A 14,392-nucleotide genomic window follows, 5' to 3' on the forward strand; every position below is an offset into this window, starting at 1 on the left:
ACTGTACGGCAGCGGCCCCCCGCCCGGAAGGGCGAGAGGCCGTGAGGCGCCGGAGGGAGCGGGCTCAGCCGCGCTGGATTCCGGAGGTGTCGCGCAGGACGCCGCGTCGGCCGTCCTGGGTCTGCGCGACCAGGCCCTGGGAACCCTGCTCGACGGCCAGGTACCAGGTGCCGGGGGCCAGTTCGGCGATCGGCATCGGCGCACCGTCCTCCCCGTACAGCGGGCGCGGCACCGGAACCGCGAACCAGAACGGCGAGAAGTCCGCGGCCGCCGGCTGCGGCGCCGGGGCCGGCTGGCCCCCGCCGAACGGCTGCTGGCCCGGCTGGCCCTGCTGCGGCTGACCGCCGAACGGCGGCTGCTGCGCACCCGGGTAGCCGTAACCACCGGGCGGCTGGGCGCCGTAGGGCTGCGGCGCCGGCGGCTTCGGGGCCGGGATCAGCGCGGCCTGCAACGCCGGGACCAGTGGTCCGGCGATGGCGGCGGCGGCCAGCAGGAGGGCGGCGATGAGGCCGAGGATGAGACCGGCACCCGTGTCGATGTCCGCACCGTCGAAGGCGTCGGTGAACGCGCCCAGCGGGTCGATGATCGACCAGAACGAGGTCCACGCGGCGAAGACCGTCAGCGCGACCCCGAGCTGACCGAGGTCCAGGCCGACCACCTTGCGCGGCTGCGGGAGTGTGCGGGCCACGACGATCAGGGCCGCCCCGATGATGCCACCGACGTACATGCTCATCAGGAGGCCGAGGTTGTCCCAGGCGTTGGGGACGTCGTCGCCTGAGCCGTCGAACGTGTCCAGAAACGACGCGATGAACAGCAATACCGCTGCTCCGATCACCACGCCGTCGCCTCGAGTGAGGGAGCGGATATTCACTTCAGGTCCTTCGTCAGTCGTCTCGTCATCGGTCCACGCATCGGTAGAGGCGTCGCTGTCACCATGTCGCCGGGAGGCCCGGGTGGGAAGCGCGGGGGTGGCCCCTCATCGTTGGGACGACACTATCGTCCGAACGATCGGGCTGTCCGCCGGGATCAGCGCGCTGATCACTACCCGCGCAGGAAACTCACGATTCCGTCAGAGATCCCTTGCGCCGCTTTCTGCCGCCAGGCGCCACTGGTGAGCAGCGCCGCGTCCTTGCTATCGCGCATGTTGCCGCACTCGACGAACACCTTGGGAACCGTTGACAGATTGAGACCGCCCAGGTCCTCGCGCGTGACGAGACCGCTGCCGTCGCCGACGTAGTTGGAGGGAGCGGTGCCCGTGGCGCGACCGAAGTCGGCGGCGATCAGTTTCCCGAGTTCCCGCGAAGGGCCCACGATGGCACGGGTGTCGGCGGCGCCCGCCCGCACCGCGCCCGGCAGGATCACGTGGAAGCCGCGGTTGCCGGTCCCCGAGCCGTCGGCGTGGATCGACACCACCGCGTCGGCGTGCGCGGCGTTCCCGATCCGGGCGCGCTCGTCGATGCAGGGCCCGAACGGCCGGTCCGCGTCCTGCGTCAACCGCACGGTGGCGCCCTGCCGTTGCAGCAGGGTGCGCAGCCGGTGCGCCACGTCCAGCGTGAACGCGGCCTCGCTGTAACCGTCGTTGGTGGACGTGCCGGTGGTGTCGCACTCCTTGGCGCCGGTGCCGATGTCCACCTTGCGGTTGATCTCGGCGGTGTGCCGGAAGTTCGTCGGGTTGTGGCCGGGGTCGATGACGACGACCTTGCCCCGGAGGGAGCCCACGCCGGCCGGTGCGGACGCCGTGGCGGACGGTGCGGCGGGGGCAGGCTTCTCGTCGCCGTCCGCACCGGCCGTGGGAGAGGCCTGGCTGCTCGACGCCGCCCCCGTCGCCCGGCCCGGCCCGCCGTCCCCCGAGCCGCCCAGCGCCTCGTACGCCAGCCACCCGAGCAGCGCGCCGGGCACCAGCGCGGCGAGCGCCACGGCCAGCGGGCGGCGCAGCGGGGAGCGGCGGGGGTTGGGGGGATCGAGTTCCGGGCCTGCGTACGACACGTCTGCCACCCTAGCGGGCCTCGCCGGGGCCCACCCTGGGACGGCGGCCGGACGGATGACGGGCCCCTCCCGGCACCCTCCTAGGGGGTGTCCGCGAGTCTCGCCTGGCCCGCGACGCCTGGCACGCACTCTCGCCGCACCGGGCGAACACCCGAGTACGACCAGTACGCGGGCGCCCGCCCGGCACGCTGAGAGCACGCACCAGACGCCGCAGGCCCCGCCCTCCGGGCGGACGACGCGACTTCGCGGACACCCCCTAGCCCGTCACCTCCGCCGACCGGTACTCCGTGCCCTGCGGGGCCAGGCACACGAACCAGTTGAACGGGGAGCCCTCGGCCGGGCGGATCGCCGGGTCGTCGGTGGCGGTCTCCATGTCCGCCGGTGCCCTGCGCACCTCGGAGGTCGTGCCGTCCTCCCAGGTGCACGTCACCTGCCGGGCGGTCTTGGCGACGTGACCGATGACCAGCCGGTCGGGGCCGGGGGACCCCGGGTCCAACGGGACGGCGAAGGCGTCGATGTCCTTGCCCGCCATGTGGTCGTCCCGGGTGGTCATGGACGACAGCGTCAGATGCTCCCAGCCGATGCCGTTCTCCTCTGTGCCCCGGTGCACGAAGTAGGCGCTCCTGCCGACCAGCTCCGCGGCCGTGCGCACGGCCGTCGGCGTCTCGCCGTACTCCGCCATGGCGTCCATCATGGCCTGGGCCTCCTGGGTGTCGACCGGGGCCGGCCACACGTCGATGGTGACCCGCCACTCCTTGCCCCCGTCCGTCCCGGTCGCGAGCGTGGTCCTGCCGTGGGGCTGGAACAGGTTCGGCGAAGCGGTCGGCGACTGCGTCGCCGCCGGCGCCACTCGCTCGCCGTCACCGCCCGGCAGCCCACCCGACGCCAGCGCCCCCGTCGCCCCCACCACCACCAGCGCCGCGGCCGTCGCCACGGCCCTGCGACGCGCCCTGCGGCGGCGGCCGCCGCGGAGCAGCGCCTGGGCGGGCGCCGTGCCGATCTCGACCCCGTCCGCGGCCTCGGCCAGCAGGAGGGCGATGTCCTGGTGCTTCATGTCGTGCCCCGTCTCCGCGTCCGCGCTCATCACTTCCGCCCTCCGTGCGTCACCATCGCCGCCAGTCCCGGTACGGCGCGCAGTTTCGCGATCCCCTTGGCCGCGTTGCTCTTCACCGCGCCGACCGAACAGCCCATCGCCTCGGCCGTCTGCGTCTCGGTCAGGTCCTCCCAGTAGCGCAGGACCACCGCCTCCCGCTGCCGCGGCGGCAGCTCGACCAGCGCCGTCAGCAGGGTGTGCCGGTCGTCGGCGCGGGAGATCTGGTCGCCGGTGTCGGCGACCTCGTGCGCGAGCCCCGTGTCGTCCTTGGGGGCGAGGAACTCCCGCAGCTTCCTGCGGTACCTGCGGGCGTGCGCGTTGATCATCACCCGCCGTACGTACGCCTCCGGGTCGTCGGCCGAGGCGACCCTGCGCCAGGCCACGAAGGCCCGCTCCAGCGTCGACTGGACCAGGTCCTCCGCGGCGTGCTGCTCCCCCGTGAGGAGAAACGCCGTACGCATCAGCCGCGGCCAGTGGCCGACGACGAAGGCCTGGAACTCCGTGTCCCCGGCCTGTTTCCGATCCCCCATGGGCACCTCCTGGATGTTCCTAGGAGGCCATGAGGGGGCATTTTCGTTGCCTCAGCCCGTGGAGATCCCGGCTGTCCCGGTCTCCGCCCCCGCGGCCTCGGGACCCGCCGGCACCGCGGACGTCCCGCGCGGCAGCCACACCAGCATCAGCACGGCACAGGCGAGCAGCACCCCCGCTCCCGTACGGAACGCCAGGGCGTAGCCCTCCGTCAGCGCCTGCGGCGTACCGCGTCCGCCGGTGCGGGCGGCCGCGACCGTCGAGAACACCGCCAGCCCCAGCGAACCGCCCATGGTGCGGGAGGTGTTGGCGAGCCCCGACACCAGACCGGCCTCGCCCGGCGCCGTCCCCGACGTGGCGAGTGCGGCGAGCGGGGTCGCCGACAGGCCCGCGCCCAGCATCATCAGGACGCCCGGCAGCATGATCGCGGTGACGTAGGCTCCGTCGGCGCGCATCGTCGACTGCCAGCCGAACCCGGCCACCGCCACCAGGGCGCCCAGCGTCGCCACGGTGCGCGCCCCGGCCGCCCGCATGAGGTGCGGCGCGAGTTTCGAGCCGAGGACGAGGGCGAAGGAGCTGGGCATCAGCGCCAGACCGGCCTCCATCGGGGTGTAGCCGAGCGCGCTCTGCGCGTAGGTGGTCATGAAGTACCACGTGGAGAACATCGCCGAGCCGGACAGGAACATCGCCACGTTCGCCGAGGCCACCGGCCGCAGCCGCAGCAGCCCGAGCGGCATCAGCGGCGCCGCCGTACGGGCCTCGACGGCCAGGAACAGCGCCACGAGCACCAGCCCGGCGGCCAGCGGCACCAGGGCGGCGGACGCCGTCCAGCCCTCGGCCTCCGTCTGCGAGACGCCGTACGCCAGCGTGGCCAGGCCCGCCGTGACCAGGAGCGCGCCGGGCAGGTCCAGGCGCCGGCCGTCCCCGGCCCGGCTCTCCGCCAGCCACCGCACGGACCCGGCCAGCACCACCGCCCCCACGGGGACGTTGATCAGCAGCACCCACCGCCACGACAGCAGGTCGACCAGGACCCCGCCCACGAGCCCGCCGGCGGCTCCGCCGCCCGCGCCGACCGCCGTCCATGTCGCGATCGCCCGTGCCCGCGCGGCGCCCTCCGGGACCGCGCCGGTGACGATGGTCAGCGTCGAGGGCGCCAGCACGGCGGCGCCGAGGCCCTGCACGGCCCGCGCCAGCAGCAACTGCCAGTCGTCCCCGGCCAGCCCGCCGGCCAGCGAGGCCAGCGTGAACAGCGCCAGCCCGACCAGGAAGACGCGCTTGCGTCCGTAGAGGTCACCGGCCCGCCCGCCGAGCAGCATGAAACCGGCGAAGGCGATGGCGTACGCGTTCACCACCCACTGCAGCCCGGACGTGCTCATCCCCAGCTCCGCCCGCATCGACGGCAGCGCCACGTTCACGACGGACACGTCGAGGACGACCAGGAACTGTCCGGCGCAGGCGAGCGCCACGACGAGCCAGCCGGGGGCGGAGGTACGGCGGGAGGAGGCGTGAGCGGCATCGGACATGGACGTCATGCTCTCAACCGCCGCGTGCGGCCCGCATCGCGCATGGGGGCGTACCCCGGTGCGCGGGCATGGGGAGAGGGGCCTGGACCCGGGTGCGCGGGTATCGGGTGAGGGACCTGGACCGCCCGGTGGTCCGGTGGCCGTCCGGTCGCTGCGGCCGGAGCCCGTCCGCGCACCCGGCTTCCCCAAGAGAAGGTCAAGATTTCGTTAGTGGGCCGAAGCATCGGAATAGTTGCTCGTGCATACGGGGTTCAGTCTGCACGTACTTCCCCGACCCAGCCTGGAGGCCCCGCGCCATGACGCACACCCCGACCGAACGGCCCGCCCCCCGAGCGAACGGCGCCGTCGTTCCGGTGCTCGCCTTCGCGGGCATCGTGGTCGCGGTGATGCAGACCCTGCTCGTGCCGGTCATCAAGGACCTGCCGCAGCTTCTGGACGCGGCTCCCGGTGACGCCACCTGGGTCCTGACCTCGACCCTGCTCTCCGGGGCCGTCGCCACGCCGATCATGGGCCGCCTCGGCGACCTGTACGGCAAGCGGCGGATGCTCGTCGCCAGCCTCGCCGTGATGGTGGCCGGCGCGCTTCTCAGCGCCGTCACCAGCGACCTGCTCACGATGATCGCCGGCCGCACCCTCCAGGGCTTCGCGATGGGCGCGATCCCCCTCGGCATCGGCCTGATGCGCGACATGCTGCCCCCCGAGAAGCTCGGCTCGGCCATGGCCCTGATGAGTTCCTCCATCGGCGTCGGCGGCGGCCTCGCCCTGCCCGCCGCGGCCCTGGTCGCCCAGCACGCCGACTGGCACGCCCTCTTCTACGGCGCCGCCGGCCTCGGCGCCCTCGCCATCGCGCTGACCCTCCTCGTCGTCCCCGAGTCCCCGGCCCGCGCCCGAGGCTCCTTCGACCTGCCCGGCGCGCTCGGCCTGTCCGCCGGTCTCGTCCTCTTCCTGCTGCCGATCACCAAGGGCGGCGACTGGGGCTGGACCTCCGGCACCACCCTCGGCCTCTTCGCCGCAGCGGCCGTCGTCCTCGTCCTGTGGGGCGTGATGGAACTGCGCCTCAAGGCCCCGCTCGTCGACCTGCGCACCACCGCCCGCCGCGAGGTCCTGCTCACCAACCTCGCCTCGATCATGGTCGGCGTCAGCTTCTACGTCGTCTCCCTCGTCCTGCCGCAGCTCCTGCAACTGCCCACCGCCACCGGCTACGGCCTCGGCCAGTCGATGGTCGCCGCGGGCCTGATCGTGGCGCCGCTCGGCCTGACGATGATGTTCACCGCCCCCGTCTACGCCCGGCTGTCCGCCCGCTACGGCCCCAAGGTCACCCTCATCCTCGGCCTGCTGGTCATCGCCATCGGCTACGGCGCCGGCCTCGGCCTGATGAGCGCCGCCTGGCAGAGCCTCGTCATCGCGGTCGTCCTCGGCGCCGGCATCGGTCTCGCCTACTCCTCCCTGCCCGCGCTGATCGTCGGCGCGGTCCCGGCCTCCGAGACCGGCGCGGCCAACGGCCTCAACACGCTGATGCGCTCGATCGGCACCTCCGTCTCCAGCGCCGTCATCGGCATGGTCCTGGCCAACACCGCGCACACCGTGAACGGAGTCGCCGTCCCGACCATGCACGGCTTCCGCGTCTCCTTCCTCATCGCCACCGCCGCCGTCGCCGTCGGCCTGCTGCTGGCCCTCTTCCTGCCGGGACGCACCCCCGCCGGCCGGCCGCAGCTGCGCGCCTCCAGCGAGGAGGACGCCAACCTCGAGCGCGCCGAGGAGGCGCTGCGCGGCTTCCGCGGCCGTGTCCTGGACGCCGACGGCACGCCGGTCGCCCGCGCCAAGGTCACCCTCATCGACCGCCGCGGCCGCCGGGCGGGTGCCACGCTCTCCGCCGACGACGGCACCTACGCCCTCGCGGTGCCGGTCCAGGGGGCGTACGTGCTGGCCGCGCGGGCCGCGGGGCACGGGCCGTACGCCTCGTCGGTGACGCACGCCGGGGACGAGCGGGCGGTGGACGTCGATCTGCCGTTGCCGGGGGAGACCGTGAGCGCTTAGCGCCCCGCGGGGCGCCGTGCCCTGCGGCGGTCGCCGTACCGGGGCCCGTTCCTCGGAAGGGGGCCTGCCGAGCCGTGGCCCCCCGGGCGGCGCTCGCGGCATCGCCGTGGCCGGCGCGCGCCTCCCCGCGTCCTGAAGCGGGCTCACCGGGGGCCTGTCGTCCGCACCCCTTGCCGGGCCGCCGGCGGGGGTGCGGCAGCATGGTCGCCGGGACAGTCGTACGACCGAGAGGAACCCCATGCCCGCGGCAGCACCCGAGTCCGAGATCCTGGCCGCGTTCGAGGCCGCCAAGGGGTTCATGCCCGTGGACGAGGGGCTGGCGCTGTACGCGGCCGCCGTGGAGGCGGGCGGGCTCGGGCTGCCGCTCCTCGAAGTCGGCACCTACTGCGGGCGCTCCACGATCCTGCTCGCCGACGCGGCCCGCCGGGCCGGGGTCACCGCCCTCACCGTCGACCACCACCGGGGCAGCGAGGAGCAGCAGCCCGGCTGGGACTACCACGACCCGGAGACGGTCGACCCCGACATCGGCCTGATGGACACCCTGCCCACCTTCCGCCGCACGCTCCACAGGTCGGGCCTGGAGGAGCACGTCGTCGCCCTCGTCGGCCGTTCGCCCCAGGTGGCGAAGGTCTGGGGCTCCCCCCTCGGCCTGGTCTTCGTCGACGGCGGCCACACCGACGAGCACGCGAACGCCGACTACGAGGGCTGGGCCCCGCACCTCGCCCAGGGCGGGCTCCTCGTCATCCACGACGTCTTCCCGGACCCGGTCGACGAGTTCACCGGCCAGGCTCCCTACCGCGTCTACTTGCGCGCCCTGGCCTCCGGCGCCTTCACGGAGGTCTCGGACACCGGCTCCCTGCGGGTGCTGCGGCGCACCGGCACCGGCGTCTAGGACGCCGCCCGGCGACGCCGGTACCCGACCGCCAGGGCGACCGCCGCCAGGGCGCCCGCACCGATCGCGAACCAGGTGCCGGGCTGCCGGAAGGTCCGGTACGGCAGGGCCGGTGACGCCTCCAGCGGGATCGCGGCGACGTCGTTGCCGGGGGTGCGGTCGTACGGGTTGTAGGCGCGGATGGTGCCCCTCGCACCCGGGACCCGCCTGTCGATGCGGATGTGGAAGTCGAGGGCGGTCGTCCCCCGGCCGTCCCGGGCCTCGTAGAACGGGTCGTACCCGATCGCGCAGACGAACGCCCCGCCGGGCCCGGCGGGCCGGTCGCACGCCCACTCCCCGCCGTCTCCCTCGAAGGAGTACGGGACGGAGGTGACCGTGGTGCCCTCCGGCGGGACCACCTCGAAGCGGCCCAGCGACTCGGAGTCGGACGGCTCGCCGGGACCCAGGTTGCGCACGCCGAGCCGCACCTTCACCGTGTCGCCGACCCGGCCCCGCACGGTCGCGGTGACCGGACGGTAGTCGGCCTGCACGGTGGTGGTGACGCCGACGCTGCCGTAGCCGTCGCCGAAGCCCTCACCGGGGGTGGGGACCAGGGCGAGCGGGGCGCCCGTGCCGCGCACGGTGTGGTCGGCCGGCCTGCGCGGGTCCGCGGACCAGGTGTAGGTCACGTCACCGGTCGGCTTCCCGGGTGGCGTGACCGAGTAGAGCAGCGGGGCGCTCGTACGGTAGGCGGCGCCCGGCGCGGCCCGTGTGGGGAACGCGCACCACGCCGAGGTGGGCGCGGGCCCCGCGTAGAAGCAGTTGCTGTGCCGGGGCGTCAGCGTCATCCCCTCCGACACGTCGACCCGGAGGGCGACACCCTGCCGCGCCGGGAACCGTGAGTTGTTGGCGAACCTCGGGGTCAGTGCCGCGGCCCGGCCCGGCTCCAGCCCGCTCACGCTCTTCTCCGGGCCGGGCGCGTGCAGCGTCGGGCCGCCCACGGTCATGCGGGTGACGCCGGTGACGGGGGCCGCGTTGTCCGCGGTGACGGTGTACGTGACCGTCCCGCTGTCGCCCGGCCGGACGCCGTCCAGCCCGTGCAGGGTGAAGGGCGCGTTGGCCTCGCCGTCGCCGTTCTGGAGGTCGCCGTAGACGCAGGTGAACACCGGGCCGTCGCCGGTGCAGTTGCCGTAGCCGCCCTTGCTCGCGACGGCGACGCCCGCCAGCCCCGACGCGTCCACGACGACCTTGACGTCGCGGGCCGGGCCCCCGCCGGGCACGACGGCGACCGGCACGACGAAGTCGTCGTTCGAGGCCGCGGCGCCCTCGTCGGCGTTGTACATGACGAAGGTGGAGGGCGTCTCCAGCCGCACCATGACCTGCCCGGAGCCGTCGGCCGCGGCGGGTGCCCCGGCCGTCGCGAGCACGGAGGCGATGCTCACCGCCAGGGCCGCCGCACGTCCGCCGGTCATTGTTCGTCGAAGCATCACGGCACTATGCCAGGGGCTCACAGGGCCGCCGCAGCCGACCCGGTGAGCCCTGTCGGCGCGCTCGCGCACCGCCTCCACACGGGTTGAAGCAGGTAGCTGACGATGCGTCAGATATCTTCACAAGTGACGGGTGCTGGGTTATACAGAGGGCGCCGGACTGGAACCCGTTCTAGATCCGCCCGTGACGACCTCGGTACGGCCGACGGTGCGGACGGTCGTGCCGAGGTCTCGAGACCCGCCAGGAGCCCCATGCCCATCGACGCAGCCAAGGCGCTCGCCGCCGAACCACGGACCGGCGAGATCGCCTGGGACCGCAAGGACGTCCAGCTCTACCACCTCGGCATCGGCGCGGGCGTCCCCGCCACCGACCCCGACGAACTGCGCTACACCCTGGAGTCCCGGCTGCACGTCCTGCCGAGTTTCGCCACCGTCGCGGGCTCCGGCTCGCCCGGCGTGATCGGCGGACTGTCCATGCCCGGCGTCGACGTCGACCTCGCCCGGGTCCTGCACGGCGGCCAGCACCTGGAGGTCCACCGCCCGATCCCGGTGGAGGGCCGGGCGACCGCCACCGGCCGGATCGCCGCCGTGTACGACAAGGGCAAGGCCGCCGTCCTCGTCATGCGCACCGAGGTCGCCGACGCAGACGGGCCGCTGTGGACCAACGACGCCCAGATCTTCGTACGGGGGGAAGGCGGCTGGGGCGGCGACCGGGGGCCGTCCGCCCGCCCTGAGGCGCCCACCGGTGACCCCGACAAGGTCGTCGAGCGGGCCGTCCGCGAGGACCAGGCCCTGCTCTACCGCCTCTCCGGCGACTACAACCCGCTGCACGCCGACCCCGCGTTCGCCGAGCGCGCCGGCTTCGAGCGGCCCATCCTGCACGGCCTGTGCACCTACGGGATCACCCTCAAGGCCGTCGTCGACACGCTGCTCGACGGGGACGTGACCCGCGTGCGGTCGTACGCCACCCGCTTCGCCGGAGTCGTGTACCCCGGCGAGACCCTGCGCATCCGCATGTGGCGGCGGCAGGGCGCGGTACGGGTGGAGGTCGGCGCGGTCAGGGGGGTCCCCCCGCGCGAGCGAAGCCGGGCGTGGGGGAGGGACGACGCGCCGGTCCTCGCCGACACCATCGTCCACCACTCCTGAACCACCCGTCCTCCTAGGGGAATTGAGGGGAGCCGCACCATGCGCGCAGCCGTACTGCACGAGATCGGCCAGGACAAGCTGGAGGTCCTCGACGACGTCGAGGCGGTGGGCTTCGGCCCCGGCAGGGTCAGGATCCGGGTGCGCGCCACGGGGCTGTGCCACTCGGACCTGTCCGCGATGGGCGGGGTGCTGCCGCAGCCCGCGCCGTTCGTGCCCGGCCACGAGGGCGCCGGAGAGGTCCTGGAGGTCGGCGAGGGCGTCACCCGGGTCAGGCCCGGCGACCGGGTCGTGGTGTGCTGGCTGCCCGCCTGCGGCACCTGCCCCGCCTGCCGGCGCGGCCAGACCGAACTGTGCCTGGCCGGATTCATGAACGCCGGCACACCCAACTTCCGCAGGTGCGACGGCGGTTCCGACGTCTTCGGCTTCGCCGGCACCGGCACCTTCGCCGAGGAGGTCGTGGTCGACGCCGGATGCGCGGTCCCCATCCCCGACGACGTGCCCTTCGACATCGCCGCGCTCATCGGATGCGGAGTGACCACCGGTCTGGGCGCCGCCCTGAACACCGCGGACGTGGAGGCCGGCTCGTCGGTCGCCGTCATCGGATGCGGGGGAGTGGGCGTCTCCGTGATCCAGGGCGCCCGGCTCAAGGGCGCCGCCGAGATCGTCGCCGTCGACCCGGTCGCGTCGCGCCGCGAGGCCGCGCTGAGGTTCGGCGCCACGAGGGCCGTTCCACCGGAGGAGCTGCCCGGCGCGAAGCAGGAGGTCACCGGCGGCGAGGGCTTCGACCACGTCTTCGAGGTCGTCGGCCGCTCCGCGACCGCCCGCACCGCCTACGAGAACACCCGGCGCGGCGGCACCCTCGTCGTCGTCGGAGCCGGCGCCATGGACGACTTCCTGCAGCTCAACATGTTCGAGCTGTTCTTCGACGAGAAACGCATCCTCCCGTCGATGTACGGCGGCGGCGACGTCCTGCGCTCCTACGAGCGGACCATCGCCCTGTGGCGGGCCGGCCGGATCGACCTGGCCGGCCTGATCACCCACCGGGTGCCGCTGGCGGAGATCAACGAGGCGCTGGACCAGATGCGCACGGGGACCGCCCTGCGTACGTGCATAGAGATCTGACGGCGGGCGGGAGCAGACCATGTCACTTCCGCTGGAAGGACTCGCCGCGATCGTCACCGGCGCCGGGCGCGGGCTCGGGCGGGCCGAGGCGCTGGAGCTGGCCCGGCTGGGCGCGGCCGTCGTCGTCAACGACCACGGGCGGTCCGGCCGCGACGGCTCGGGCGAGGCGTCGGCCGGACCGGCCGAGCAGGTCGCCGCGGAGATACGGTCGGCCGGCGGCACGGCCATCGCCCACGCCGGGGACGTGTCCGACTTCGCGCAGGCCCGGGAACTGGTGGAGTCGGCGATCGACGCGTTCGGCAAGCTCGACGTACTCGTCAACAACGCGGGCATCCTGCGCGACCGCATGGTCTTCTCCATGACCGAGGACGAGTGGGACTCGGTCGTCCGCGTCCACCTCAAAGGCCACTTCAACACCACCCGTTTCGCCGCCGCGCACTGGCGCGCACGGTCCAAGGCGGCGGGCGGGCCGGTGTACGGGCGGATCGTGAACACCTCGTCGGAGGCGTTCCTGGCGGGCTCGGCCGGGCAGCCCAACTACGCGGCGGCGAAGGGCGGGATCGTCGGGCTCACGACGTCCACCGCCCACGCCCTCGCCAAGTACGGCGTCACGGCCAACGTCATCTGCCCGCGCGCCCGCACCCGGATGACCGAGGACGTCTTCGCGGGCCTAGGACACCCCGAGGAGGGCCTGGACCCGCTCGCGCCCGAACACGTCGCCCCACTCGTCGGCTACCTGGCCTCGCCGGCCGCCGGGCGGGTCAACGGGCAACTGCTCGTCGCGCACGGCGGGATGGTGGCCGTCGTCGAACGGCCACGGATACGGGCGAAGTTCGACAGCAAGCAGGAGGCCTTCACGTACGAGGAGCTGGACGCCGCCCTCACACCGCACTACGCGGAGCGGCCGGTGGAGGAGACGTTCGCGGCGGTGGAGGTGCTGGGGCTGCGGCGGGAGTAGGGGGAGGGGACGGAAGGCGGAGGAGGGCGGGAACGCGCGGGTACACGGAGGAGTGCAGGAACGCGCGGGAACGCGGAGGAGTGCAGGAACGCGCGGGAACGCTGAGGGGTGTCAGGAACGCGGAAGAGGGCCCCCCGTCACGAGGACGGACGGGGCCCTCCCGTCGAACCGTCAGACAGCCGCCTGTGCCTTCTCCTCGGCCGGCTTGCGGTGCCTGCCGCGGGGAGCGGACTCGCCGTCGTGGGACGAGACCGGGCCCCGGTGCCGGCCGTGACCGGCGTTCTCCTGGGCGTCGGCGGACAGCGGCTGCGTGTTGCTTGCGTCGCTCATCGGAAGAGTTCACCCCGTCAACATGATCTTTTACAGCCGGGTGAGTTTATCCGGCGCACCTCGGGGCGGATCCAGGCGGCCACGCCAACCGCTGCTACTTCGTTACAAGTCGGTTCAGTGGGGCCTCCTGGAGGGGCACGGGGCGAGGGGTGGAGCGCTCCGCGGCGGGGGGTTCGGCGCAGGGCCGGGGGGCGGTGTGCGGCGGCTCCGTGGACGGACGCGCGAGGGGCGCCGTCATCCGCGCGACGCCGCACGGTTCCGCCTCCGTCGCGTACGGCAGACGCAGCACGCCGTCCCGCGTCCACAGGCCGCTGCCCGTCAGCCACCCCTTCGGCGGGGCCAGTTGATGCAGGTGCCGCTCCGTCGCGCGCCATACGCCGACCCAGCTGCCGAACGGGCCGTCGACGCGCAGGGCCACCGCGCAGTCCTCCGGGAGCAGCACCTGGCCCGGCTGGATCGCGAACGGCGTCAGGGTGCAGTCGGGCAGCCGCAGCGACTCCGGGAAACGCACCGGGAACGTGCTGCCGAGCACACCCCAGCCCAGCCGTGGCTCACCGGGTGAGGGCGCGTCCGAGCGGATGAGGAGCAGGCCGCTGTCGGGGTCCGCGAGCAGCAGGCGGTCGTCGCTGTCGGCGGCGATCTGCAGCAGTGGGGACACCTCGCCGCCCCGCTCCAGGTCCACCACGACCGCCTTCGTGCGGCCGCCGGCCTCCCGGTCCAGCGCCAGCATGCGTCCCGTCCGGTCCAGCCACACCCCGCCCGAGCAGCGGCCGGGGATCTCGGCGACGTGCTCCGGGCCGAAGGCGCCGCCCGCCACCAGCCACAGGGTCGTCGAACGCGGGCCCACGGCCAGGGCGTACGCCCGCTCGCCGCACGGCGCCGGCGGCAGCAGCCGCAGCCGGGTGCCCCCGTCCGGGCACTCGACCGCGCCCAGGGGCAGCTCGCCCGTGCCGGGCCCGGTCGGGTACAGCAGCGAGAAGGCGTGCCGTTTCTGCACCAGCCGGTGGACGAGGACCCGGCCGTCGGCCATCGGGTGCACTTCCGTGCCGGGCTCCTCGGGCTGGTGGACGGGCAGCGGTACGGCGTACGGCTCGGGGCCGTCCAGCGTCCAGCGCTCGGGGAACCAGGACTCTCCGTCCCGCGCGAGGCGGGCGGCGTAGGCGCCGTCCGCCGTGATCACGCAGTCCGCGTGCGGCGCACGGTCGTCGTCCTCGTCCTCCGCGGTGGATTCGATTGCACAGGCCGTCATGGCGCGGTCACCTCCGGCGACGAAGCTAGTTTTCGTACGCACGGGCGGCGTTTCGGGCGGTGC

Annotated in this window: 13 protein-coding genes; 5 read left to right on the plus strand and 8 right to left on the minus strand. The window is 73.9% G+C overall.

What is annotated here, in order from left to right; genetic code table 11:
* Nucleotides 1-64: 64 nt before the first annotated feature.
* From ACIHAR_RS05090 to ACIHAR_RS05110, 5 genes are all read right to left on the minus strand, one after another.
* Nucleotides 65-871 (minus strand): hypothetical protein, encoded by an 807-nt coding sequence (locus ACIHAR_RS05090; protein WP_365454964.1) that lies wholly within the window; start codon nt 869-871, stop codon nt 65-67.
* A gap of 170 nt (nt 872-1,041) precedes the next feature.
* Entirely contained in the window at nt 1,042-1,986 is a 945-nt protein-coding gene (locus ACIHAR_RS05095; RefSeq protein WP_365454967.1) for an N-acetylmuramoyl-L-alanine amidase, read from the minus strand.
* Nucleotides 1,987-2,242: 256 nt separating this feature from the next.
* The gene (locus ACIHAR_RS05100) at nt 2,243-3,070 is read right to left on the minus strand and encodes a hypothetical protein (RefSeq protein ID WP_400017057.1); all 828 of its coding nucleotides are present in this window, start codon (nt 3,068-3,070) and stop codon (nt 2,243-2,245) included.
* Nucleotides 3,070-3,609, minus strand: coding sequence for a SigE family RNA polymerase sigma factor (locus tag ACIHAR_RS05105; RefSeq protein WP_365454973.1), 540 nt, complete (start codon nt 3,607-3,609; stop codon nt 3,070-3,072). The genes ACIHAR_RS05100 and ACIHAR_RS05105 overlap by 1 nt, the downstream gene beginning before the upstream one ends.
* A gap of 51 nt (nt 3,610-3,660) precedes the next feature.
* Entirely contained in the window at nt 3,661-5,139 is a 1,479-nt protein-coding gene (locus ACIHAR_RS05110) for a DHA2 family efflux MFS transporter permease subunit (RefSeq protein ID WP_400017061.1), read from the minus strand.
* 59 nt (nt 5,140-5,198) lie between these two features.
* Here ACIHAR_RS05110 and ACIHAR_RS05115 point away from each other — a divergent pair, with 59 nt between their 5' ends.
* Nucleotides 5,199-7,166 (plus strand): MFS transporter, encoded by a 1,968-nt coding sequence (locus tag ACIHAR_RS05115; RefSeq protein WP_400017063.1) that lies wholly within the window; start codon nt 5,199-5,201, stop codon nt 7,164-7,166.
* Nucleotides 7,167-7,404: 238 nt separating this feature from the next.
* The gene (locus ACIHAR_RS05120; RefSeq protein WP_365454979.1) at nt 7,405-8,058 is read left to right on the plus strand and encodes a class I SAM-dependent methyltransferase; all 654 of its coding nucleotides are present in this window, start codon (nt 7,405-7,407) and stop codon (nt 8,056-8,058) included.
* On the opposite strand, the gene ACIHAR_RS05125 is transcribed toward ACIHAR_RS05120, so the two are convergent.
* A complete protein-coding gene (locus ACIHAR_RS05125; RefSeq protein ID WP_400017065.1) occupies nt 8,055-9,524 on the minus strand; it encodes a hypothetical protein in 1,470 nt (489 codons plus the stop codon). The genes ACIHAR_RS05120 and ACIHAR_RS05125 overlap by 4 nt on opposite strands.
* A gap of 252 nt (nt 9,525-9,776) precedes the next feature.
* Between ACIHAR_RS05125 and ACIHAR_RS05130 the strand changes: the two genes are divergently transcribed.
* Genes ACIHAR_RS05130 through ACIHAR_RS05140 form a run of 3 tightly spaced genes read left to right on the plus strand, consistent with a single transcriptional unit; the run spans nt 9,777 to nt 12,750 of the window.
* Complete coding sequence (locus ACIHAR_RS05130) at nt 9,777-10,670, plus strand: MaoC/PaaZ C-terminal domain-containing protein (RefSeq protein ID WP_365454985.1); 894 nt, start codon at nt 9,777-9,779, stop codon at nt 10,668-10,670.
* Nucleotides 10,671-10,709: 39 nt separating this feature from the next.
* A complete protein-coding gene (locus ACIHAR_RS05135; RefSeq protein WP_400017067.1) occupies nt 10,710-11,792 on the plus strand; it encodes a Zn-dependent alcohol dehydrogenase in 1,083 nt (360 codons plus the stop codon).
* Between the two features lie 19 nt (nt 11,793-11,811).
* A complete protein-coding gene (locus tag ACIHAR_RS05140; RefSeq protein WP_400017069.1) occupies nt 11,812-12,750 on the plus strand; it encodes a 3-oxoacyl-ACP reductase in 939 nt (312 codons plus the stop codon).
* A 171-nt stretch (nt 12,751-12,921) separates the two neighbouring features.
* On the opposite strand, the gene ACIHAR_RS05145 is transcribed toward ACIHAR_RS05140, so the two are convergent.
* Together ACIHAR_RS05145 and ACIHAR_RS05150 are read right to left on the minus strand one after the other, a co-directional pair.
* On the minus strand, nt 12,922-13,080 hold the full coding sequence (locus ACIHAR_RS05145; RefSeq protein ID WP_365454994.1) for a hypothetical protein: 159 nt from the start codon (nt 13,078-13,080) through the stop codon (nt 12,922-12,924).
* 94 nt (nt 13,081-13,174) lie between these two features.
* Nucleotides 13,175-14,329: a hypothetical protein gene (locus ACIHAR_RS05150; protein ID WP_400017072.1), complete on the minus strand. Its 1,155-nt coding sequence runs from the start codon at nt 14,327-14,329 to the stop codon at nt 13,175-13,177.
* Nucleotides 14,330-14,392: the final 63 nt, after the last annotated feature.

The sequence above is a fragment of the Streptomyces sp. NPDC052016 genome (assembly GCF_044548445.1).
Lineage (GTDB): Bacteria > Actinomycetota > Actinomycetes > Streptomycetales > Streptomycetaceae > Streptomyces.